Genomic DNA, 22,368 nt, shown 5'->3' with positions numbered 1-22,368 from the left:
TCAGGACAGAGACGACCGTGCGACGCCTGCCCACTCGGGCCGGTGTCGGTGCGGGGAGGTAGACTTAGCTGTGTCTGGCCGGACGCTTACCCGTGCGTGCCCCGAGTACGGCCCTGAACGCACGTGCGTGGGGTGCAGGGGGCGGGCGGCCAAGAGTGAGCTGCTGCGCATCGTGGCGGTCGAGGGTGAGTGCGTCCCCGATCATCGCGGTACGCTGCCGGGCCGGGGTGCTTATCTGCACCCCGCCGTGGTCTGTCTCGACCAGGCGGTCCGCCGCAAGGCGTTCCCCCGGGCGTTCCGCGTCCAGGGGTCGCTCGACACGGCGGCGTTGCGCCGGCACGTCGAGCAGACCGTCGTCGCCGATTCGGCGGCACCGTAAGAAGCGTCGCGCGGAGCAGCCGCGCGGCCCAGGTACCTCGCGAGTTCTGAAAGCAGGTCGAGATTGCGATGAGCACTCGATGAGTACGCGATGAGTACGCCCATGAAGTAGCGACGGTCCGGCTTCCAACCCGGACCTCAAAGGAGCGAAGTGGCTAAGGTCCGGGTATACGAACTCGCAAAGGAGTTCGGAGTTGAGAGCAAGGTCGTCGTGGCCAAGCTCCAGGAACTCGGTGAATTCGTCCGATCGGCGTCCTCGACGATCGAGGCGCCCGTTGTACGCAAGTTGACTGACGCCTTCCAGCAGGGTGGTGGCGGCAAGGCCGCCCCGAAGCCCGGCGCGAAGAAGGCCGCACCCAAGCCCGCCCCCGCGCCGTCCCCGGCGCAGGCGGCACGTCCGGCTGCCCCGAAGCCGCCGGCCGCCCCCAAGCCCGCCGCGGAGAGGCCCGCGGGCGGTGCGCCGACCCCTGGTCCGCGCCCCACCCCCGGCCCCCGGCCCGCCCCGGCGGCGCCCTCCGCGCCGGCGGCGCCCGCGGCGCCCGCCCAGCCGGAGTTCACCGCTCCGCCCTCCGCCCCGGCCGCACCGTCGCCGCGCCCCGCGGCGCGTCCCGGTCAGGGTGCCCCGCGTCCCGGCGGCCGTCCGGCCGGTCCGGGTCAGGGTCAGGGTCAGGGTGGCGGCCGTCCCGGCCAGGCTCCCCGTCCCGGTGGTCAGGCCCCCCGTCCGGGTGGCCAGGCTCCGCGTCCGGGCGCCCGTCCGGCCGGTCCCCGTCCGGGCAACAACCCCTTCACCTCCGGCGGCAACGCCGGCATGGCGCGTCCGCAGGCTCCCCGCCCGCAGGGCGCCCGTCCCTCTGGTCCCGGCGGCGCCCCCGGCGCCGGCCCGCGTCCGCAGGCCCCCGGCCAGGGCGGCGGTCCCCGTCCCCAGGCTCCGGGCGGCGCGCGTCCGACCCCGGGCGGCATGCCTCGTCCTCAGGGCGGTCCCCGTCCCGGCGGCGGCCCCGGCGGCCCGCGTCCCAACCCCGGCATGATGCCGCAGCGTCCCGCTGCGGGCAGCCCGCGTCCCGGCGGCGGCCCCGGCGGCCGCGGTCCGGCCGGCGCCGGTCGTCCCGGCGGCGGCGGTCGTCCGGGCGGCGGCGGCTTCGCCGGCCGTCCGGCCGGTCCCGGCGGCGGCGGTCGTCCCGGTGGCGGCGGCGGCTTCGCCGGTCGTCCCGGTGGCGGCGGTCCCGGCGGCGGTGGCGGCGGCTTCGGCGGTCGTCCCGGCTTCGGCGGTCGTCCCGGCGGCCCCGGCGGCCGTGGTGGCACGCAGGGTGCGTTCGGCCGTCCCGGCGGTCCGGCGCGTCGTGGCCGCAAGTCGAAGCGGCAGCGCCGTCAGGAGTACGAGGCCATGCAGGCCCCGTCGGTCGGCGGCGTGATGCTGCCTCGCGGCAAGGGCGAGACCATTCGCCTGTCGCGCGGTGCGTCGCTCACCGACTTCGCGGAGAAGATCAACGCCAACCCGGCGTCGCTCGTCGCGGTCATGCTGAACCTCGGCGAGATGGTCACCGCGACGCAGTCCGTCTCCGACGAGACGCTGCAGCTCCTCGCGGGCGAGATGAACTACACCGTTCAGATCGTCTCCCCCGAGGAGGAGGACCGCGAGCTGCTCGAGTCCTTCGACCTCGAGTGGGGCGAGGACGAGGGCGAGGAGGACGACCTGGTCGTCCGTCCGCCGGTCGTCACGGTCATGGGTCACGTCGACCACGGAAAGACCCGACTGCTCGACGCGATCCGCAAGACCAACGTCATCGCGGGCGAGGCCGGCGGCATCACCCAGCACATCGGTGCCTACCAGGTCGCGACCGAGGTCAACGACGAAGAGCGCCGCATCACCTTCATCGACACCCCGGGTCACGAGGCGTTCACCGCCATGCGTGCCCGTGGTGCCCGCTCCACCGACATCGCGATCCTGGTCGTCGCGGCCAACGACGGCGTCATGCCGCAGACGGTCGAGGCGCTGAACCACGCCAAGGCGGCCGACGTGCCGATCGTGGTCGCGGTCAACAAGATCGACGTCGAGGGCGCGGACCCGACGAAGGTGCGCGGTCAGCTGACCGAGTACGGCCTGGTGGCCGAGGAGTACGGCGGCGACACCATGTTCGTCGACATCTCCGCCAAGCAGGGCCTGCACATCGACAGCCTGCTCGAGGCGGTCGTCCTGACCGCCGACGCCTCGCTCGACCTGCGTGCCAACCCGACGCAGGACGCGCAGGGCATCGCGATCGAGTCCCGTCTGGACAAGGGCCGCGGCGCCGTCGCGACCGTCCTGGTCCAGCGCGGCACGCTGCGCGTGGGCGACACGATGGTCGTGGGCGACGCCTACGGCCGCGTGCGGGCCATGCTCGACGACAGCGGCGCCAACGTGGCCGAGGCGGGTCCCTCGACCCCGGTCCAGGTGCTCGGTCTGACCAACGTCCCGGGTGCCGGCGACAACTTCATCGTGGTGGACGAGGACCGTACGGCCCGTCAGATCGCGGAGAAGCGCGCCGCCCGCGAGCGGAACGCGGCGTTCGCCAAGCGCACGCGCCGTGTCTCCCTCGAGGACCTGGACAAGGTGCTCAAGGCCGGCGAGATCCAGCAGCTCAACCTCATCATCAAGGGTGACGCGTCCGGTTCGGTGGAGGCTCTCGAGTCCTCGCTGCTCCAGCTGGACGTCGGCGAAGAGGTCGACATCCGCATCCTGCACCGCGGCGTCGGTGCGGTCACGGAGTCCGACATCGACCTGGCGATGGGTTCCGACGCCATCGTGATCGGCTTCAACGTGCGCGCCGCGGGGCGTGCCGCGCAGATGGCCGAGCGCGAGGGTGTGGACGTCCGGTACTACTCGGTCATCTACCAGGCGATCGAGGAGATCGAGGCGGCCCTCAAGGGCATGCTCAAGCCGGAGTACGAGGAGGTCGAGCTCGGCACCGCGGAGATCCGCGAGGTCTTCCGCTCGTCCAAGCTCGGCAACATCGCGGGTGTGCTCATCCGCTCCGGCGAGGTCAGGCGGAACACCAAGGCCCGCCTGCTGCGCGACGGCAAGGTCGTCGCGGAGAACCTCAACATCGAGGGCCTGCGTCGCTTCAAGGACGACGTCACCGAGATCCGCGAAGGCTACGAGGGTGGTATCAACCTCGGAAACTTCAACGACATCAAGGTCGACGACGTCATCGCGACGTACGAGATGCGCGAGAAGCCGCGCTCGTAAGGGAACGGCTCACGGTGGCCGGCGGTACCTCGGTACCGCCGGCCACCGGCGTGTCGGCGGCGCTCCGGGGCACTCCCGGGGCGCCGCCGGGGCGCGAGAAATAGTCGTCGGCGGGACCGCGAACCGGGGTACGGTTCAAGGAGCCACCGATCCCGGACCGGCGGGTCATCCGGAAACACCATGTACGTAGGGACTCTGTCCTTCGACATCCTCCTCGGCGACGTACGCTCGCTGAAGGAGAAGCGCTCCGTCGTCCGCCCCATCGTCGCCGACCTGCAACGCACGTTCTCGGTCAGCGCCGCGGAGGTGGAGCACCTGGACCTCTACCGCAGGGCCGGCATCGGCCTGGCGGTGGTCTCCGGGGACGCGACGCACGTGGCCGACGTACTGGACCGCTGCGAGCGCATGGTCGCCGGCCGTCCGGAGGTGGAGCTGCTGTCCGTGAGGCGGCGGTTCCACGGCGACGACGACTGACCCACACAGGCACGCTGTTGCACGAACGCTGTAACACAAAGAGATACGGAACGGGAGACGGACCAGTGGCCGACAACGCGCGGGCGAAGAGGCTGGCGGACCTCATCCGAGAGGTGGTGGCCCAGAAGCTGCAGCGTGGGATCAAGGACCCGCGTCTCGGCTCGCACGTCACCATCACGGACACCCGGGTGACCGGGGACCTTCGGGAGGCGACCGTCTTCTACACGGTGTACGGCGACGACGAGGAGCGCAAGGCCGCCGCGGCCGGGCTGGAGAGCGCCAAGGGCGTCCTGCGCTCCGAGGTCGGCCGCGCCGCCGGGGTGAAGTTCACCCCCACCCTCACCTTCGTCGCCGACGCCCTGCCGGACACCGCCCGGACCATCGAGGACCTCCTCGACAAGGCCCGGCAGTCCGACGCCAAGGTGCGCGAGGCGTCCGCCGGAGCCGACTACGCCGGCGAGGCCGACCCGTACCGCAAGCCGGGCGAGGACGACGACGACACCGCGGCCGGGACGGACGACACCGCCGAATGACGCAGCACACCACCACGCCCGACGGCCTTGTCATCGTCGACAAGCCGTCGGGCTTCACCTCGCACGACGTGGTCGCCAAGATGCGCGGGATCGCCAGAACCCGCCGCGTCGGCCACGCCGGCACGCTCGACCCGATGGCGACCGGCGTGCTGGTCCTCGGCGTCGAGCGGGCCACCAAGCTTCTCGGGCACCTCGCGCTCACCGAGAAGGAGTACCTCGGCACGATCCGGCTCGGCCAGACCACGGTCACCGACGACGCCGAGGGCGAGATCAGCGCGTCCGCCGACGCCTCCGGAGTGACCCGGGAGGCGATCGACAAGGGCGTCGCGGAACTGACCGGCCGCATCATGCAGGTGCCGTCCAAGGTCAGCGCCATCAAGATCAACGGCGTGCGGTCCTACAAGCGCGCCCGCGAGGGCGAGGAGTTCGACATCCCGGCCCGCCCGGTGACGGTCTCGTCGTTCGTGGTCCACGACGTCCGCGAGGCGGTCGCCGAGGACGGCACCCCGGTGTGCGACCTGGTCGTCTCCGTGGTCTGTTCCTCCGGCACCTACATCCGGGCGCTCGCCCGCGACCTCGGCGCCGGGCTGGGCGTCGGCGGCCACCTGACCGCGCTGCGGCGCACCCGGGTCGGCCCGTACCGGATCGACACGGCGCGCACCCTGGAGCAGCTCCAGAAGGAGCTGACCGTGATGCCGGTCGCCGAGGCCGCCACCGCCGCCTTCCCCCGCTGGGACGTCGACGCCCGGCGCGCCCGGCTGCTGCTGAACGGCGTGCGGCTGGAGATGCCCGACGAGTACGCGGACGGCGGCCCGGTCGCGGTCTTCGGGCCCGAGGGCGTCCTGCTGGCCCTGGTCGAGCCGCTGAAGGGCAAGGCCAAGAGCCTGGCCGTCTTCGGCTGACCCACCGCGGGGACTCGGGGCCGGCTCCGCGCCGGTATCGCACGGGTCCCCGCGCCGGCTCGGCCCGGTGGGACCGTGGAGCGGCGGCGGAGGATCGCTGCGCCGCTCCACGGGTTTCCCCCCTCGGTTCCCCCGGGGGAACCTCTTTCCATCCGCTCCACCGTATTCACCCGTCCGGACGGGCGCTCGGAGTGAACGGAGGGAGTGGAAGGGGGCGCGTTTGTCCCGCGCGCCCGCCCGCTGATCATCTCCGGCCTACCGTCGGAGCCGGAAACGGCACGGCGGCGGGGAGGACGGGGCATGGCGGGAGCGAACGCGGGGACGGAGGGCGTCCGGCGGCGCGCGGACGGCGGACACCCCGTTCCCGAGGCCGCCCTGGTCACCCTGCGCGACCCCGCCGGACGCCCGCGAGGCACCGGATTCGCCGCCGACCACCACGGAACCGTGATCACCGCCCACGAAGTGGTGGAGGGCCTGCCGCGGCTGCTCGTCGAGGCGGGCGGGCGGACCGTCACCACCGCCGAGGGCGCCGTCACCCCGCTGCCCGCCCTCGGACTCGCCCTGGTACGCGCCGAAGGGCTCGAGGCGGCCCCGCTGCCGATCTCCCCGCGCGCCGGCATCGGCCCCGGCGCCTACGTCCGGATCGTCGCCGCGGGCCTGCGGGAGGCCCGGGTACTCGGCGTGACCGACGCCGCCCACCGCACCCACCTCCTGCGCGACGTGCGGGAACTCGCCATCGGCACGGCCGGCCGCGAGGCGCTGCGGCCCGGCGGCGGGGCGGCCGGGGGACCGGTGCTGGACACGGTCACCGGCGCGGTGCTCGGAGTCGTCGCCACCGACCTGCGGTCCCTGCCGCCGGGCGGCGCCGGGGACGCCGCCGACGACCCGGACCCGCTCGGCGGCCACCGGGCGGCCGGGTACGCGCTGCCGCTCGGCCCCGCCGCGGGCCCGCTCGCCGACCTGCTCGCCCGCAACGCCGCCACCGTCCCCGCCTACGGGCCCGACCTCAACCTGGCCGCGCTCGTCGAGCTCACCGCCACCTCGGTCGCCTCCGACGGACCGGCCCGCGGCCCCGTGGAACCCGTACCGAGACGGGCCCCGGAGCGCGAGTTCGCCGCCTTCGAGCGGGGCGCGGCGACCGTGCTCGGGCTGGTCGGCCCGCCCGGCAGCGGCCGGACCACCGCCCTCGCCGAGCTCGCCGCCCGGCGGCACCGCGCCGCCGACACCGCGGCGCCCACCCTGTGGCTGCGCGGCGCGGACCTCCACGACACCGACACCTCGGTGGCCGACGCCGCCCGCCGCGCCCTCGGCCGGGCCGCCCGGATCGCCGCCGCCGCCCGCTTCCCCCCGCCGCCCGCCGCCGGGGCGGGCGAGGACCGCCCGGACCTCTCCTGGCTCGGCGACCTCTCGCCCGAACGGGTGGCCCGCATCGCCCGGGAGGCCGGACGCCCGCTGCTGATCGTCCTGGACGGGCCCGAGGAGATGTCGCCGCTCCTCGCGCACCGCCTGCCCGCCTGGACCGAGGGCACCGCCGAGTGGCTCCTGACCGCCGGCGCCCGGATGGCCGTCGGCTGCCGCGCCGAGTACTGGGAGCGGGCCGGCGCCGAGTTCCCGCCCGAACTGCTGCACACCCCGGCGGCCGACGCCCTGCGCACGGGCACGCTGCCGCCCTGCGTACGCCTGGGCGACCTCACCGCCGAGGAGGCCCGCGCGGCCCGCGAGCGGTTCCGCATCCCCGACGGCGTGCTCCGCGGCCCCGACGCCCGCCACCCGCTCACCCTCCGACTGCTCGCCGCCGTCCGCACCGCGCTGCCCGACGCCGAGGACCGCCCCCTCACCCGGCACGAGGTGTTCTCCGCCCACCTCGACCTCACCTGCCTGCGCGTCGCCGTCCGCCTCGCCGCCGCCGGCGGACAGCGCGGGACCGACATCCGCCGCCTGGCCGCCAAGGTCGCCGGGCAGGTCCACGAGGCGGCCCGCCGCAGCCTCGGCCCCGGGCAGGGCGAGCTCGACCGGGCGTCCTTCGAGGCCGTCTTCCCCTGGCGCCCCGCCCCCGCCCGTCTCGGCGGCGGGACCGGCTGGGCCCGCGCCGTCCTCACCGAAGGGCTGCTGGTCCCCGCCGGCGCCGGCTACCGGTTCGCCGACGAGGAGTTCGCCGACTGGCTCCAAGGACTCCACCTCGACGTCGACGAGGCGCTGCGCGCCCTGGTGCTGCGCCGCCGCACCGCGGAGGCGGCCGGTCACCCGCTGCCGGTTCCGCGCCACCGCATCGGCCCCGTCGTCCAGGCCCTCCTGCACCTCGGCCGGGACCGCGGCACCGCCGAACTGGGCCGCCGCCTGACCGCGCTGGCCGCCGCCACGGAGACCTCCGCCGACCCGTGGTGGGCCGCCCGGCTGCTGTCCGGCACGCTCCTGGGCCTGTCCGACGCCTCCCCGTACACCACGCTGCTGCGCCTGCTCGCCGACCGGATCGCCGCCCGCCAGCTGGAGGGGCAGCCCGCCCCGGAGGAGTTCGGACCCGACTTCTGGGCCGCCGTGCCGCTGGACGCCGGGGAACGGTTCGGGCTCCTGCACCGCCTGGTGGCCACCGCCCCTGCCGGCACCGGGGGCCGCTGGCTCGACGCGGCCGCCCGGCTGCTCGCCGAGGACCCCGCCCCCGCCCAGCGGCAGCTCACCCACTGGTTCGACGACGACCGCCCGCTGCCCGCGGCCCCGCACGCCACGGTCGCCGCGGCCGCCCAGGCGCTGCTCTACGCCCACCGCCACCGCGCGCTCGACGACCTCGCCGAGGCGCTGGCCGACTGCGCCCACCCCAAGGCCGCGGAACTTCTCACGGTGCTCGCCGAGGAGGAGCCCTCCGCGCTCTGCCGCGCCGTCGACCGCTGGGCCCACGACCCGCGGTCCGCCCGCCGGGTCGCCGCCGACACCTACGGCCGGCTCACCGCCCGGCACGTCCGCTCGGACGCCGACCGCGACCTGCTGCGCTACGCGGCGCTGGCCCTGCTCGCCCGGCCCGAGGACGCCGCCCTGCACGGCGGGGCGCTGACCGTGCTGGTCCGCGACCCGCACACCCGCGCCCGTCACCTCCCGGACGCCCTGCGCCGCTTCGTCGCCGGGGACCCGCAGCTGCCCGCCGAGGCGCTGGTGCCCGCGCTGGCCACCCACCCGGAACCCGTCCTGGACGCCTTCCGGGACCGGCTGCGCCAGCCGGGCGGCGGTGAGGTGCTGGACGCCCTCGCCGAGGTGACCGCGCCCGCCCTGGCCCGCCGGATCTCCGCCCTGATCCGCGAGGCGGTGGCGGGCTGCGGCGCGGCACGCGGGGCGACGGCCGTCGCCGCCGCGGTCGCGGGGTTCGTGGACCGGCGGCTCGACCACGGCCCGGCCGTGCGCGCGGTGCTGCTGCCGCTGGTCACCTCGCTCGTCGCGGACGGCCCGCCGCCGGTCCGCGCCGCGCTGGCCGCCATCCTCGCCCGGCCCGGGACCCCCGCCTCGCGCCCGCTCCGGCAGGAACTGCTGGCCCGGCTGCTGGCCGACGAGGAGGAGCCGGTACCTGGCGGAGCGCCCTCGCCCGCTGCGGTGGCGGGTCCCGGCCTCCGCACGGAGGGCGCGGCCACGGAGACCCCCGCGGGAGCTCCCGCGGGGTGAGGCGCCGCGGAGGTCGGTGGCATTCGCGACGAGGGGCCGCGTCCGCGACGGGATGCCTCCGAGCCGGGTCGCGGGTGGCCGCGTCCGTGACGGCCAGCCGCCGAGCCGGTTCACGGGTGGCCGAGGTGGTTTCGGCGGGGCTGCCGTGCGAGTGGTCGCGGGGCTACGCGGGCGGGCTTGAAGCCATGCGGAGCCGGGCTCGGGGCGCCATGCGGGGCCTGGGGTGCAGGACTGCCGTGCGGGGCGTGTCCGGGGCATCTGCAGGGCCCGGTGAAAGGGTGCCGTGCGGGGCGGGCGTGGGGCACTTGCGGGGCCGGGCGAAGGACGCCGTGCGGGGCGGCCCGGGGCATCTGCAGGGCCGGGCGAGAGGTGCCGTGCGGGGCGGGCGTGGGGCACTTGCGGGGCCGGGCGAAGACGCCGCGCGGGGCGTACCCAGGGCGCCTGCGGGGCCGGGCGAAAGGTGCCGTGTGGGGCGGGAGCGGGGCGCCGTGGGTGCGGGCCAAGATCACCTGACGGTGGCGATCACCCATGCCGATGCCGGTGCGCCGACCACGGCATGGCACTCTTGGAGTCGCATCACAGGCACACACGGACACGGGTTCGACGAGGAGCGGTCACAGTGCAGCGCTGGCGTGGCTTGGAGGACATCCCCCAGGACTGGGGGCGCAGCGTCGTCACCATCGGCTCCTACGACGGGGTGCACCGCGGGCATCAGCTGATCATCCGGCACACCGTGGAGCGCGCGCGGGCCCTCGGCGTCCCCTCCGTGCTCGTCACCTTCGACCCGCACCCCAGCGAGGTGGTCCGCCCCGGCAGCCACCCGCCGCTGCTCGCCCCGCACGCGCGGCGCGCCGAGCTGGCGGCCGAGCTCGGGGTGGACGCGGTGCTGGTGCTGCCGTTCACCGAGGAGTTCTCCAAGCTCTCGCCCGCCGAGTTCGTGGTGAAGGTCCTGGTCGACAAGCTGCACGCGCGCGCCGTCGTCGAGGGACCCAACTTCCGCTTCGGGCACCGCGCCGCGGGCGACGTGGCCTTCCTGGCCGACCAGGGGCGGACCTACGACTTCGAGGTCGACGTGATCGACCTGCAGGTCAGGGGCGAGGCGGGCGGCGGCGAGCCGTTCTCCTCGACCCTCACCCGCCGCCTGGTCGCCACCGGTGACGTGGAGGGCGCCCGGGAGATCCTGGGCCGCCCGCACCGCGTCGAGGGGGTCGTGGTCCGCGGCGCTCAGCGCGGCCGCGAGATGGGCTTCCCCACGGCGAACATCGACACCCTGCCGTTCAGCGCGATCCCGGCCGACGGGGTGTACGCCGGCTGGCTGAACGTGGCGGGGGAGTCGATGCCGGCCGCGATCTCCGTCGGCACCAACCCCCAGTTCGACGGCACCGAGCGCACGGTCGAGGCCTACGCGATCGACCGCGTGGGGCTCGACCTGTACGACCTCGACGCGTCCGTCGACTTCCTCGCCTTCGTCCGCGGGCAGGCCAGGTTCGCCACCCTCGACGACCTGCTGGACGCCATGTCCCGCGACGTCCAGCGCTGCCGCGACCTCATCGCCCAGGCCTGACCCGCGGGGCGCCGGTGCCCGCACCACCGCGGACACCGGGCCTGCGCGGGACCCTCACTACTGCGCGGGCGGCGGCCCCGGCGGCTGCTGCGGGTACCCCGGGTGGCCCTGGGGCGGCTGCGGCTGCGGCGGCTGCTGCTGCGGCGGCTGAGGCGGCGGGACCTGCCCGTACTGCCCCGGCTGCTGCGGTGCCTGCTGCGGCGGAACCTGGCCGTACGGTCCCGGCTGCGGCGGCTGCTGCTGCGGCGGAACCTGGCCGTACGGTCCGGGCTGCGGCGGCTGCTGCTGCGGCGGAACCTGGCCGTAGCCCTCGGCGCCCGGCGCGGCCGGATACCCGTACTGCCCGGGCATCGGCGGCGCGGCCACCGGCGGCGGGTTCCCGTCCGACGTCCACAGCCCCTGCGCCTGCTGGTGCCGCACGAAGTCCTCGGCCACCAGCGCCGCCAGGTTGAAGTACGCCTCCCGCACCTTCGGCCGCATCATGTCGAGGTCGACCTCCGCGCCCGCCGCCAGGTGCTCGTCGAACGGCACCACGACGACCGCCCGGCACCGGGTCTCGAAGTGGCTGACGATGTCCTCCACCTTGATCATCTTTCCGGTCTCCCGGACCCCCGAGATCACCGTCAGCGAGCGCTGCACCAGCTCGGCGTATCCGTGCGCGGAGAGCCAGTCCAGCGTGGTGCTGGCACTGCTCGCACCGTCCACCGACGGCGTGGAGATGATGATCAGCTGGTCGGCCAGGTCCAGGACGCCCCGCATGGCGCTGTACAGCAGCCCCGTGCCGGAGTCGGTGAGGATGATCGGGTACTGACGGCCCAGGACGTCGATGGCCCGCCGGTAGTCCTCGTCGTTGAAGGTCGTGGAGACCGCGGGGTCCACGTCGTTGGCGATGATCTCCAGACCGGAGGGCGCCTGCGAGGTGAACCGGCGGATGTCCATGTAGGAGTTGAGGTACGGGATCGCCTGCACCAGGTCGCGGATGGTCGCCCCGGTCTCCCGCCGGACCCGGCGTCCGAGGGTTCCGGCGTCCGGGTTGGCGTCGATCGCGAGGATCTTGTCCTGCCGCTCGGTGGCCAGCGTGGCGCCCAGCGCCGTGGTCGTGGTCGTCTTGCCGACGCCGCCCTTGAGGCTGATCACCGCGATCCGGTAGCAGGAGAGCACCGGCGTGCGGATCAGCTGCAGCTTGCGCTGCCGCTCGGCCTCCTCCTTCTTGCCGCCGATGCGGAAACGCGAGCCGGCGGCCGCCGGACGGGTGCTCTTCGCCCGCTGCCGCTTGTTGTTGAGCAGCCGGTCGGACGACAGCTCCACCGCGGCCTGGTAACCCAGCGGCGCGGCACCGGGGTTCACCGGCTGGCGCTGGTCGTGCTGCACCGGCTGCGGCCAGGCCGCGGCGGGGGTGCGCGGGTCGACCGGCGGAGCGGGCGGCTGCGCCGGGCTCTCCTGCGGGAACCCGTAACCGGTCTGTACGGCAGACGAGTCGGGGCCGGCCGGAGGCTGCGGGACACCCGGCTGCTGGGAGTGCTGCGGTTGCTGCGCGTGCTGCTGGGGCTGCGCCTGCGACTGCTGCGGGGCGTGCGGCTGCTGCGCCGGGGGCTGCGGGAAGCCGTACCCCTGTGCCTGCGGCTGGGGCTGCGGCGCGGGCGGTGAGGCGGGCACGCCGTAACCCTGCGGCGGCTGGACCGGCTGCTGCGCCGGCTGCTGGACCGGGGGCTGCTGCGGGAAGCCGTACCCCTGCGGCTGCTGCTGGCCGGGCTGCTGCTGGGGGAGGGGGAACCCGTACCCCAGCCCGGGCTGCGCCTCGGCCGGAGGCTGGGCCTGCGGAGGCACGCCCGGAGCACCCGGAACCCCAGGCGCCCCCGGAGCACCAGGCACTCCCGGAACCGGCTGCGGCGGAACCTGCGGCTGCTGGGCCGCCTGCGGCGCCGGTGCCCCCTGCGGTTGCCCGCCCCAGGGCGCGGGCGCCTGCGGGGCCTGCGGCTGGAACGGCGCCTGGGGCGGGGCGGGCGGCTGGACCGGTGCCTGCGGCGGCTGCACGGGCCACTGGCCGGCGGCCTGCGGCGCGGCGGGCTGGTACTGCGGCGGCAACGGCGGGAGCCCGCCCGACTGCTGCGGCTGCTGCTGAGGCTGCTGGGGCGGGACTTCCGGCGAGGGGACCTGCGGGGCCCATCCCTGGGGTACGTGCGGCTGCCCGGGCACGGCCGCGACGACGTCGCCCCCGTCACCCTCTGTCGTCCGTGCGGGACCAGTGGCACCCTGCGGCCCGGCGGTCGGCGCCGCCTCCGGCGCGGTCTCCCGCGCCGTCCCGGCGGGCTCCGCCTCGGCGTCGCCGGCCTCTGCCGCCGCCGCTTCGGCTCCGGCCTCGCCGGACGGACCGGTGGCCGTGTCCTCGCCCGCGCCCTCGACGGCCGGCGTCTCCACCGGGGTGCCGAAGTGGCCGGGCGCGGCCGTGGCCTGCGACTCGGCCGACATCAGGTCCGCGGCTCCGACCAGGTCGGTGTCGGCACGCGCGGCCTCCGGAGCCACCGCGGCCCCCTGACCGGCGGCTTCCCCGGAACCGGTGCCCGGGGTGGTGCCGGCCGGGTCACCCGCAGCGGCGCCGGCAAGCCCTCCGGCACCGGCCCGGTCCTGCCCGCCCACGGCGAACGCCCCGTCGCCGGCAGCCGCAGCCCCCTCGGCCGCACCATGCGCGGCCGACCCGGAACCCGCTCCCGACGTCTCGCCCTCTGCGGCGGCCCCCGCCCACGCCTCGCTGCCGGCTTCGGTTCCGACGCCGGCCCCCGTCCCGACGCCGGACACAGTCCCGGTCTCCGTTCCGCTGCCGGCCCCGATCCCCGTCCCGTCGCCGGACACGGCCCCTGTCCCGGCTCCTGTCCCGGCCCCGGTCCCCGTCCCGTCACCGGACACGGCCTGGACGGCCGCCGCGGCCCGCTCCGCGATCTCCTGCCGCAGCGCTGACGCGGAGATCCGCATGGTCGCGCCGCTCTCGACGTTCCCGCCGCCGAACGGCAGGCCGGCGCCCTCCGAAGCGTCCTCGTCCGGCGAACTCCCCGTGGCGGGACCGGAGTCGGCCGCCTGACCCGCGTTCTCCCGGTACCAGGCAGGCGTGTCGTAGTCGATGGTGAACTCGCCCGTCGTCTCGACGGCGGACTCCGCGTCGGACTGGTCATCGCCCGGTGTGGTCCAACCCCCGTGGATACCGTCCCGATCGCTGTTCACAATTCCTCCTGGTTGGTCGAACGCAGGATCCCACCCTAATCACGCCGGTCACCGGAGCGGCAGGCCCGTCGACCGGTGGAAAGCGGGAAGGTGCGGGCAGGCGCGCGGCGTCGGCCCGGGCGGCGTCAGTCCATGCGCCGGGGAGTACCCAGCAACCCGACCTCGGCGTCCGTGGGTTGCGTCATCACGTACTGGCGGTCCCGGTCCGCACACCACAGGGTGACACCGTCGGCCAGCGTCGGCAGCGAATCCACGTCACCACGCGGAAGCGCCAACGCCCGCCCCGTTTCCGCCGCTTCGTCCGGCGAGAGCCGCTGCACGCCGACCAGGCGCGCCTGCCGCATCAGCCGGGGCGCGACCGGCGACAGGTACGGCAGCAGCGTGAGGACGGCCTGCCACGGACCCGCCACCACCCGTCCGCGCGGCGGCCGCATGCCGCAGTCCCGCACCACCAGCACCGGGTTGCCGGCCGAGGCGCCCTGCGGAGGCACCCGGCCCACGTCGTAGACCGACAGGCCGTTCTGCCCGCCGCCCATGGCGTGCACCATCTGCATCCAGGCCTGCGGACGACCGGTCTCCACGGCCACCCGCGCACCCGTCGCGGCGGCCCGCAGCGCCAGCACCTGGGCCGTCCACAGGCTGCCGATCAGCACGATGTCGTACGGCGTGGGCCGGTTGAGACCGAGCACGGCGGGCTGGCCCTCGGCGTCCACGCCGATCACCACGCCGTCGTCGCCGATCGGCAGGGTCAGCGTCTCCAGCTGCTCCAGGGGCACGCTGTGCCGGCCGTGCCGGGGGCCCAGCAGGCCCGTACCGCGCGTCATCATCGGGCGCCTCCCAGGGGAAGAGTGGCGAGCACGCCGGGCAACTGCTCCCGGTCGAGCCGGGCCAGTCCCACGCCGTTGCGCCGCGCTGAGTCCTGCAACGCCCGTCGCGCCGCGGTGAGTTCGTCGGCGCTGCGCCCGGTCACCCGCAGGTGGCCGGTCAGGGCCACCGCCTGCCCGTGACCGTCGGGGCGGGCCAGGGTCAGGCTGAACGTGGTGGCCAGCGCGGGGACCGCGGTGAGCTGGGCCAGCAGCTGCGGGAGGGTGGTGCCGCGGCCGCCCAGCGAGGGCCAGCGGCGCACCCAGTACGCGGTGTGACGGCGGTTGTCGCAACGCCAGTTGCGCGTCGACTCCTCGGTACGGCGCTCCCGCGCCTCGGTGCGGCCCGCCTCCGCGGTCACCAGCGGATTGGCGCACGCCGAGGTCGCTATCGCCGCGACCAGCTCCTCCTCGTCCAGGATGTTCACCCGGAATCCCGCGCCGGTCAGCCGGCTGGCCAGATGATCGGCGGCCCGCACCACGCACTTCTGCGCGCCGGTGGCGCCGCCGCCCCGCGCGGCCACCGCCTCCGGACACAGCTCCGGGTCCAGCTTCAGCGCGATCCAGGTGATCCGTACCGCAGGTGCGCCCGTACTGGCCTGCAGCGGCGCGTAGTTGGTCACCGCCACGGACTGCTGCGGCAGATGCAGCGCGGGGGCGGGCTGGGTGTGCAGCACGACCTGCGCGGACTCCAGCCGGATGTCGTCGACCTCCAGTGCGTCCCCGACCAGCGCCAGCGGCAGGGGCCGGCGGCTGCGCTCGGCGCGCAGGGCGGTCGCGTCCGCCTCCACCTGCAGCACCGCGGTCAGGAAGGTGCCGTCGCCGACCAGGCCCACCGGCCGGCGGTCCCGCCCGCCGTGCACGTAGGTGCGCAGCGCCGGCTCGCACTCCACCGCCGGGGCCAGACCCGGCTCGGTGCCCGGCGGCACCTCCGTGGCCGCCGCACGCTTCTGCCGGGCGCGCAACGCCCGCGCCGTGGCGAGCCATTCGGGCAGCGAGCGGCCACGCCGGCGGACCACCGCGAGCACCAGCAGCAGGACCGCGACCACCCCGGCGACCAGCAGGGCCACCGTCCCGATCACCCAGCCGACCACCAGCGCCGCCGCGGCCAGTTCGACCAGCACCGCACGGCGCAGACCCTGCGCACTGCCGCGCCCGGCACGTGACCTGAGCTGCACGGCGCCCGCCGCGGCCGCGGGACGGGCCGCTGCCGTCGTACCGGCCGCTGCCGCCGGGGGCGCAGTCGCCGACGAGCCCCGCGCCGTCCGTGAACGGTCACGGGACCGCGTTCGCGTCCCGGAAGCCATCACCCACACCCCCGCCGTGCTCGCCGTCGTGCGCCCGGCCGAACCGATTCGACCGGCCGGTTCCGCAAATCCGTTGCCGCATAGGTACCTTGAAGGCTTCGGTACCCTACCCGCTCCACCAGGCCCCTCAGGTACCAGGCCTCTCGCGTACCAGGCATAGTAGGGGGCCGTCCGACAACGCGGCGGAACACGGGGAGAAGCAGGGCACCGATGGCATCCCGGAGAGACCAGCTCAACGCCTACACGTTCGCGAAGCGCCGCATGCTCGCGTCCTTCACCCACTCCGCCGGAGGCGGCTCGGAGGAGAGCGCCCCGCGGCCGCTGCGCGGCATCCTGCCCGGCATCATCACCGGCGTCGTCGTGATGGCCGTGTTCGGCGCCTGGGGCATGTTCAAGCCCACCGCGCCCAAGGGATGGGACACGGCCTACGAGAAGGTGATCGTCGCCGACAAGTCGACCACCCGCTACGTCGTGCTCGAGACGGACGGCAAGAAGCACCTGCACCCGGTGCTCAACATGGCCTCCGCCAAGCTGCTGCTCAAGGACGGCAAGGGCGCGGTGATCACGGTCGACGAGAAGATCCTCGACACCCGGATCCAGCACGGCGTCACCGTCGGCATCCCCTACGCCCCCGACCGGCTCCCCGACGCCGCCGAGGCGGCGGCCGAGAAGCGCTGGGCGGTCTGCGAACGCGCGGGGCAGGGCGGTTCGGTGCAGAAGGCCGCGTTCGTCCTCGCCGAGCGGGACTGGGGAAAGATCGAGGGCCCGCAGAAGCTCGGCGGCGGCCAGCTCCTCTACGTGCAGGAGCAGGGGCCGGACGAGGCCCGTTACGTGGTCGACGCCACCGGCACCGCGTACCGGATCGACGAGCTGGAGAAGGAGGAGACCGAGCTCTCCAACCTCCTGCGCGCCGTGGTCGGATCGGACCGCCGCCCGCAGACGGTGACCCGCGACTGGCTGGAGACGCTGCACCACGGCGACCCGCTCGCCTTCCCGAAGATCGAGGGAACGCCGGGCGAGCCCGCGAACGCGCCCGGTCAGCTGAACCAGAAGGCCGACCGGGTCGGCATGGTCCTCAAGGCGCGCGACGGCGACCGCGACCGGCACTACGTCGTCCTGCCGGGACGCGTCTCGCCCGTCTCCGACTTCGTCGCCACCCTGCTGCTCGCCAGCAGCCAGCTGGTACCGGTCGGCCAGGCCGGCAACGCCCTCGAGGTCAGCCCCGGCGCGCTGCAGCCCAGCGGCACCTTCGGCGACGACCGCAGCTGGCCCGACGCCACGCCGTCCGCCGTGAACGACCCGTCCGGCGTCGGCAAGGCACGCGACACCGTCTGCAACGTGCTGACCGGCGTCGACCGCCGCTCCGGCCGGACCGAGCTGCGGACCTGGGCCGGCGCCGCCTTCCCCGCCCCGCTGGCCACCGGGTCCACCAGTGCCTACGTGACCCCCGGCTCCGGGCAGGTGTACCAGCAGTACAAGGGCAGCGCCACGGACGTCGGCCCGGTCTTCCTGGTCACCGACACCGGCCTGCGGTACGTCCTGCAGTCCAACGGGGACAGCACCGGCGAGGACACCCGCATCGGCCGCTCCGACGAGGACCGCCAGGCGCAGCAGCAGACCGAGCTGCAGGCGCAGAAGCTCCTCGGCTACGCCGACGTCAAGCCGACGCCGGTACCGGCGCCGTGGTCCGCCTACCTGCCCACCGGACCCCGCCTGTCCACCGCCGACGCGCGCCAGCCGCAGGGCTCGTGACGGACGGACGCGAGGCCCGGAGGCGAGGTGCGGACGTGAGGGACGAACGTGAGAGAGGCAATCCAGTGACCCCCAGGCGCAGGCCGGCCGCGGCGCGCGCGAGGGCGACCGTGCGCGGGCCGGTGACCCTGCGCAGGCCGGCGACCCTGCTCGTCGCGGCGGCGCTCACGCTCCCGGTCTGCCTGACCGGCGCGGCCCCCGCCGCCGCGGAGGACTCCTCCGGCCAGTGCACGATCCCGGCCGAGAACTACCCCGGCCGCCCCTGGGCGTTGCAGCGGGTGCTCCTGGACGAGCTGTGGGAGCAGTCCACCGGCAAGGGCGTCCGGGTCGCGGTGATAGACACCGGGGTCGACATCAAGCACCCCCAGCTGCGCGACGCGGTCGACGCGAGCCGGGGCGCGAACTTCCTCCCCAAGGAGGCGGACGGCGAGCCCCTCGAACGCGGCAGCCTCAAGGGCACCGACGACCAGGTCGGCCACGGCACCAAGGTGGCCGGCATCATCGCGGCCCGGCGCTCCGACAAGACCGGCTTCGTCGGCCTCGCCCCCGGAGCGACGATCATCCCGATCAAGCACAACGACGCCGAGGGCCACGGCAAGGTCGACGAGATGGTGAAGGCCATCGACCACGCCCGCGAGGCCGGCGCCAAGGTCATCAACATCTCCCAGGACACCGGCTCGCCCGTCGACTCCACCCCGCAGCTGAAGCAGGCCGTCGACCGCGCCCTGGCCGCGGACATCGTCGTCGTCGCCTCGGCCGGCAACGAGGGCCTGGGCGGCGGAAGCAAGAACTCCTACCCCGCCGCCTACGAGGGCGTGCTCGCGGTGGCCGCCTCCGACCGCAACGGCGAACGCGCCCCCTTCTCGCAGTCCGGCGACTTCGTGGACGTCGCCGCACCGGGCGTGGACATGGTCTCCACCATGCCCGGCGGGGGCCACTGCGCCGACAACGGCACCAGCTTCTCCGCCCCGTACGTGGCGGGTGTCGCGGCCCTGCTGCGGGCCAAGCACCCCGACTGGGACCAGTCGGAGATCGTCGCGCAGATCGAGGCGACCGCGGAGCGGACGGTCGCCGGACGCGACCGTCGGGTCGGCTGGGGTGTGGTCGACCCGGTGCGGGCGCTCACGGACGACGAGGAACGGCCCAGCGGCGCGCCGGTCGCCGACGAGGGCGTCGCGGGTGCCGAGCCTCCGCGGCCCGCGCCCGTCACCCTCGGCGAGTCCCCCGAGGACCGCGACGCCCGCCTCGGCACGTACGTCGCCCTCGCCGCCGCCGCCGTGGTGGCCGCCCTCACCGGCACCGCCGTCGCCCTCCGCGACGCCCGGCGCCGCCGCGGGGGAGTCACTCCTCCAGGCAGTGCAGCGACTTGACGGTGGCCGGCATGTAGGCCCGCATGAACCGCTCGACGTGATGTTCCCTGCGGGGGGTGACGGGACTGTCGGTCATCTTGAGGGCCAGCAGGAAATTGTCGGCACCCCCGGAGTCCCGGCAGGGCGCCACGGCGATGGCCCCGTCGTTCGCGAGCACGGCGCGCTCGCCGATGCCGTGGACGGGACGGGGGTCGAAGAGACCGAAGGTGGGGCCGCTGCGGGCGAGGGCCATGAGGTCGGGACTCCCGCCGCCGGAGGAGAACCACAGTTGCGCGACCTTCCTCCGGTCGACGTAGACCGCGCACCATGCGTCCGAGCCCGGTTCGCGGAAGCCTGGGCCGGTCACCTCACGCACTGAGTGCCCGCTGCCGAACAGAGGGCCGGCGAGTTCTCCGCTGATCGGGGTACCGCACAGTGATCGCGGGACCTGGACTTCGTCCGATGCGCCGCAGGCAGCGAGGCACAGCGCGATCGCCGCGGCGCAGCTGGAAACCATCCATCGGGTGCTCATGATCAGCGCGGGGCTCCCGTGATGCCGCGGGCGTAATCCCTGCCCTCGCCCGCGGTGCTGTAGACCTGGCTCTTCAACTCCCGAGGCGGGTCCCCTTCCGCCGCTCCGTGCACCTGCCACCAGGCTTCGGTGAGAGCGCGTAGCTGCGCCCCCCGTGCCACGAAGTCGAGTTCGCGGTCGTCACGCAGCCCCTGCTCGAAGCGCGTCTGCTCGCCCTCCAGCCAACTGCCGGTCACCACGTCCACGCCGGCCTGCACCTCGGTACCGACCACGGGGATGTGCGCGGCCACGCCATTGGCGACGGCCGCCCACCCCGGCGGCTCCGGCGGTTTCGACTCCAGCTGGACGGCCTGCGCACGGACCTCCTCCATGAATCCGACCGTCCGAGCCGCCTGGATCAGCGAATCCTTCGGGTACGTCTGGTCCGGCCGGTGGATGCCCTCCACCATCGGGGTGTGCAGCCCCACGTTGAGCGCCGCGTAGCCCTGCGGGTCCCTGGACACCTGCTTCGCGACCTCGAACAGGTCCGACTGGGAGACCGGGGACCCGTCGACGTCGAACCCGGACGCCACCTGGTGCACCGTCGCCCCGTGGTTGGCCATGATCCGCCCCATCGCCTCGCGCAGCGGCTCCGGGAACCGGTCCTCCATGCCGGCCAGGTGCCGCACCGACCGCTGGAACACCTCCTCGTTCGCCGCCGTGTGCTCCACGAAGCCCGCCCCGGGCGACGCGGACGAGACCCCGGTGGCCGCCGCCTCCAGCGCCGCGGCGAAGCCCGCGTGGGCGTCCGCGTCGAGGGTGTCCGCGTCGTGCTCCAGGCGCGGCGCGCCCGGGGACTCGAGGGCCAGGGTGTGCCAGTTCCGGTCGGCGGTCAGGTACTTCATCCGGTCCTCGTCCCGCAGGTACTCGGCCGCTCCCTCCGGGTCCCGGCTCATCAGCCCGAGCACGCCGTCCAGCGGGTCGTTGGCGAACCAGCCGTCCTTCCCGGTGATCGGACCCTTGATGTGCCACAGGTCGTCCGTCTTCCGCTCCGCCGCGATCAGGTCGTCGCCGAGGTCGGCGAGGTACTGGGACCCGAAGTCCCCGCCCTGCCGCATCAGGCTGACCAGCGACTGGTAGCCGCGCTCCTCGGCAAGGCGCTCCGCCGCGAACCGCGAGCCGTGCTGCTCGAGACCGGCCACCTGCATGTCGGACCGCCACTGCTCGTACCAGGGCGAGTCCGTGTCGCGGGTCGCGGTCGCGAGTGTCCGTGAGAGGCCGGAGACGATCTCCGCCATCCCGCGTGCCTGGTCGCCGCCGCCCGGCGCGTGGGCCATGCCGTTGGCCTGACTGGCGACGGCGAGCATTCCCTCCGCCCCCAGCCCGCCGAGGAAGGCCCGGCCGAAGGCGGGGTCGTTCTGGTTGTCGCGGAACAGCCGCCGCAGTTCGTCGGTCTCCGCCGGGCTCAGCTGCTCGCCCCCTGCCATGCGCCGCGCCAGCTCGCTGCCGGCGCGGGCCTCGTACACCTCGACGTCGTGCACCGCCTGCGCGTTGAAGCCGCCCGCCGTGCCGTCGCCCAGCCGTCCGTCGCCCGTCACCGCGCGGAGGGCGATCGCGACGCCACGGTCGGCGTCGTCGACCGCCCGGACGGCGTTGTCGATCCGCTGCTGCCAGCCGTCGACCGACCCGCACGTCTCACCGGGCTCCGGTGGCTCGGCGGTCTTCTCGTCCACCGTCACGACGCCCCGCCCGGAGACCCGCAGCCCCGCTGCCTCCGCCTCCTTGCGGACCGCCTCCAGCCGCTTGTGGAGGGTCGCGAACTGGGCGTACGCGTCCTGGAGCAGCGACGCCACCGCCAGGGCTTCCTTGCGGGCCGCCCGGAACTCGGCCAGTGTGAGGTCGAAGCCGGACCTGGCGGCTCCCGCCGCGACCCCCGTCCACTCCCCGAGCTGTCCGGAGCCCGCAGCGACGGCGTGCACCTCGCGCAGGTAGTCCTCCTCCTGCGCGACGAACTCCCCGGCCATCTCCTCCCACTGCTCGGCGGCGGTCATCAGGGCGAGGAGCTCGGTCGTCATGATCTCGTGGTACGTCGGCACCGTGAGCCGTCCTCCCCAGGAGCTAGAAGGAGTCGAGCGGCGAGACCAGGCGCAGCCCGTTCCCGACCGCACGATCCGTGCCGGTGTACAGGCGCGCCGTGCCGCGCAGCGCGGTCTTCTCCGCGCCGAGGCGGTTCATCAGCTTCGTCACCTGCTCGGTCCAGGTCCTGTGCGCGTCGCGCAGCGCCTTGCCGCTGGCCCAACCGTCCCCGTCGGCGGCGGCCAGCGCCTTCACCGCCCGCTCGGTGCCGGACTCCGCCGCACGGCCGGCCGCGCGGGTCCCCGGCTCCAGGCGCACCTCCAGCGCGTGAGCCGCCGCCTTCTTCCTGACCGGGGACGCCACCAGGTCCGGCTGCCCTCCCGGCACGGCTCCGACCTCCATCGACTCCTCCGCCGTCACCCGTGTGCCCCTTCGTCAACTTCTGTGCGTTTTGCGTGATGACTTCGTGACGGAAGGTAGCAGTGCGGGGGGGTCGGGATGACCGCAGCGTGACGGAGGGTCCGTGTGCCCCGGGGGTCCCGCACCCGCATATCGGGCCGCTTGGTGATCAA

At 74.8% G+C, this 22,368-nt stretch carries 15 protein-coding genes; 9 read left to right on the top strand and 6 right to left on the bottom strand.

Annotated elements, in window-relative coordinates:
• The first annotated feature begins 70 nt into the window (after positions 1 to 70).
• The 7 genes from Sfr03f_RS13410 (at position 71) to Sfr03f_RS13380 (ending at position 10,722) form a co-directional block, all read left to right on the top strand.
• A complete protein-coding gene (locus tag Sfr03f_RS13410) occupies positions 71 to 379 on the top strand; it encodes a YlxR family protein (RefSeq protein ID WP_108954133.1) in 309 nt (102 codons plus the stop codon).
• A gap of 150 nt (positions 380 to 529) precedes the next feature.
• Entirely contained in the window at positions 530 to 3,604 is a 3,075-nt protein-coding gene (gene infB, locus Sfr03f_RS13405; protein WP_108954132.1) for a translation initiation factor IF-2, read from the top strand.
• 180 nt (positions 3,605 to 3,784) lie between these two features.
• Positions 3,785 to 4,078 carry a DUF503 domain-containing protein gene (locus Sfr03f_RS13400; RefSeq protein WP_108954131.1) on the top strand — a complete coding sequence of 98 codons (294 nt, stop codon included), beginning with the start codon at positions 3,785 to 3,787 and terminating at the stop codon, positions 4,076 to 4,078.
• Between the two features lie 65 nt (positions 4,079 to 4,143).
• Entirely contained in the window at positions 4,144 to 4,611 is a 468-nt protein-coding gene (gene rbfA, locus Sfr03f_RS13395) for a 30S ribosome-binding factor RbfA (RefSeq protein ID WP_108954130.1), read from the top strand.
• Entirely contained in the window at positions 4,608 to 5,513 is a 906-nt protein-coding gene (gene truB, locus Sfr03f_RS13390; RefSeq protein ID WP_108954129.1) for a tRNA pseudouridine(55) synthase TruB, read from the top strand. The genes rbfA and truB overlap by 4 nt, the downstream gene beginning before the upstream one ends.
• Before the next feature lie 300 nt (positions 5,514 to 5,813).
• On the top strand, positions 5,814 to 9,158 hold the full coding sequence (locus Sfr03f_RS13385) for a trypsin-like peptidase domain-containing protein (RefSeq protein WP_108954128.1): 3,345 nt from the start codon (positions 5,814 to 5,816) through the stop codon (positions 9,156 to 9,158).
• Positions 9,159 to 9,777: 619 nt separating this feature from the next.
• Positions 9,778 to 10,722, top strand: coding sequence for a bifunctional riboflavin kinase/FAD synthetase (locus Sfr03f_RS13380; RefSeq protein WP_108954127.1), 945 nt, complete (start codon positions 9,778 to 9,780; stop codon positions 10,720 to 10,722).
• A 57-nt stretch (positions 10,723 to 10,779) separates the two neighbouring features.
• Here the strand turns inward: Sfr03f_RS13380 and Sfr03f_RS13375 are convergent, their stop codons facing one another.
• From Sfr03f_RS13375 to eccE, 3 genes are all read right to left on the bottom strand, one after another.
• Positions 10,780 to 13,938, bottom strand: a complete 3,159-nt coding sequence (locus tag Sfr03f_RS13375) for an SCO5717 family growth-regulating ATPase (protein WP_245967553.1) — start codon at positions 13,936 to 13,938, stop codon at positions 10,780 to 10,782.
• Positions 13,939 to 14,063: 125 nt separating this feature from the next.
• Complete coding sequence (locus Sfr03f_RS13370; protein ID WP_108954126.1) at positions 14,064 to 14,765, bottom strand: hypothetical protein; 702 nt, start codon at positions 14,763 to 14,765, stop codon at positions 14,064 to 14,066.
• Complete coding sequence (gene eccE / locus Sfr03f_RS13365; RefSeq protein WP_174721584.1) at positions 14,762 to 16,108, bottom strand: type VII secretion protein EccE; 1,347 nt, start codon at positions 16,106 to 16,108, stop codon at positions 14,762 to 14,764. Before eccE ends, Sfr03f_RS13370 begins: the two co-directional genes overlap by 4 nt.
• Before the next feature lie 210 nt (positions 16,109 to 16,318).
• Between eccE and eccB the strand changes: the two genes are divergently transcribed.
• Complete coding sequence (gene eccB / locus Sfr03f_RS13360) at positions 16,319 to 17,860, top strand: type VII secretion protein EccB (protein ID WP_108954124.1); 1,542 nt, start codon at positions 16,319 to 16,321, stop codon at positions 17,858 to 17,860.
• A gap of 122 nt (positions 17,861 to 17,982) precedes the next feature.
• Complete coding sequence (mycP, locus tag Sfr03f_RS13355) at positions 17,983 to 19,230, top strand: type VII secretion-associated serine protease mycosin (protein WP_435841953.1); 1,248 nt, start codon at positions 17,983 to 17,985, stop codon at positions 19,228 to 19,230.
• Here mycP and Sfr03f_RS13350 read toward each other — a convergent pair.
• From Sfr03f_RS13350 to Sfr03f_RS13340, 3 genes are all read right to left on the bottom strand, one after another.
• Complete coding sequence (locus Sfr03f_RS13350) at positions 19,202 to 19,576, bottom strand: hypothetical protein (protein ID WP_159105643.1); 375 nt, start codon at positions 19,574 to 19,576, stop codon at positions 19,202 to 19,204. The two genes, mycP and Sfr03f_RS13350, sit on opposite strands and share 29 nt — an antisense overlap.
• A gap of 167 nt (positions 19,577 to 19,743) precedes the next feature.
• Positions 19,744 to 21,795, bottom strand: coding sequence for a hypothetical protein (locus Sfr03f_RS13345; protein ID WP_159105642.1), 2,052 nt, complete (start codon positions 21,793 to 21,795; stop codon positions 19,744 to 19,746).
• Between the two features lie 43 nt (positions 21,796 to 21,838).
• A complete protein-coding gene (locus tag Sfr03f_RS13340) occupies positions 21,839 to 22,216 on the bottom strand; it encodes a hypothetical protein (protein ID WP_245967552.1) in 378 nt (125 codons plus the stop codon).
• Positions 22,217 to 22,368 lie beyond the last annotated feature (152 nt).

It is taken from the genome of Streptomyces fragilis (genome assembly GCF_003112515.1).
Taxonomy (GTDB): Bacteria; Actinomycetota; Actinomycetes; order Streptomycetales; family Streptomycetaceae; genus Streptomyces; species Streptomyces fragilis.
Note: the sequence above shows the minus strand (reverse complement) of the source record. Positions and strands in the feature narration are given on the sequence as shown.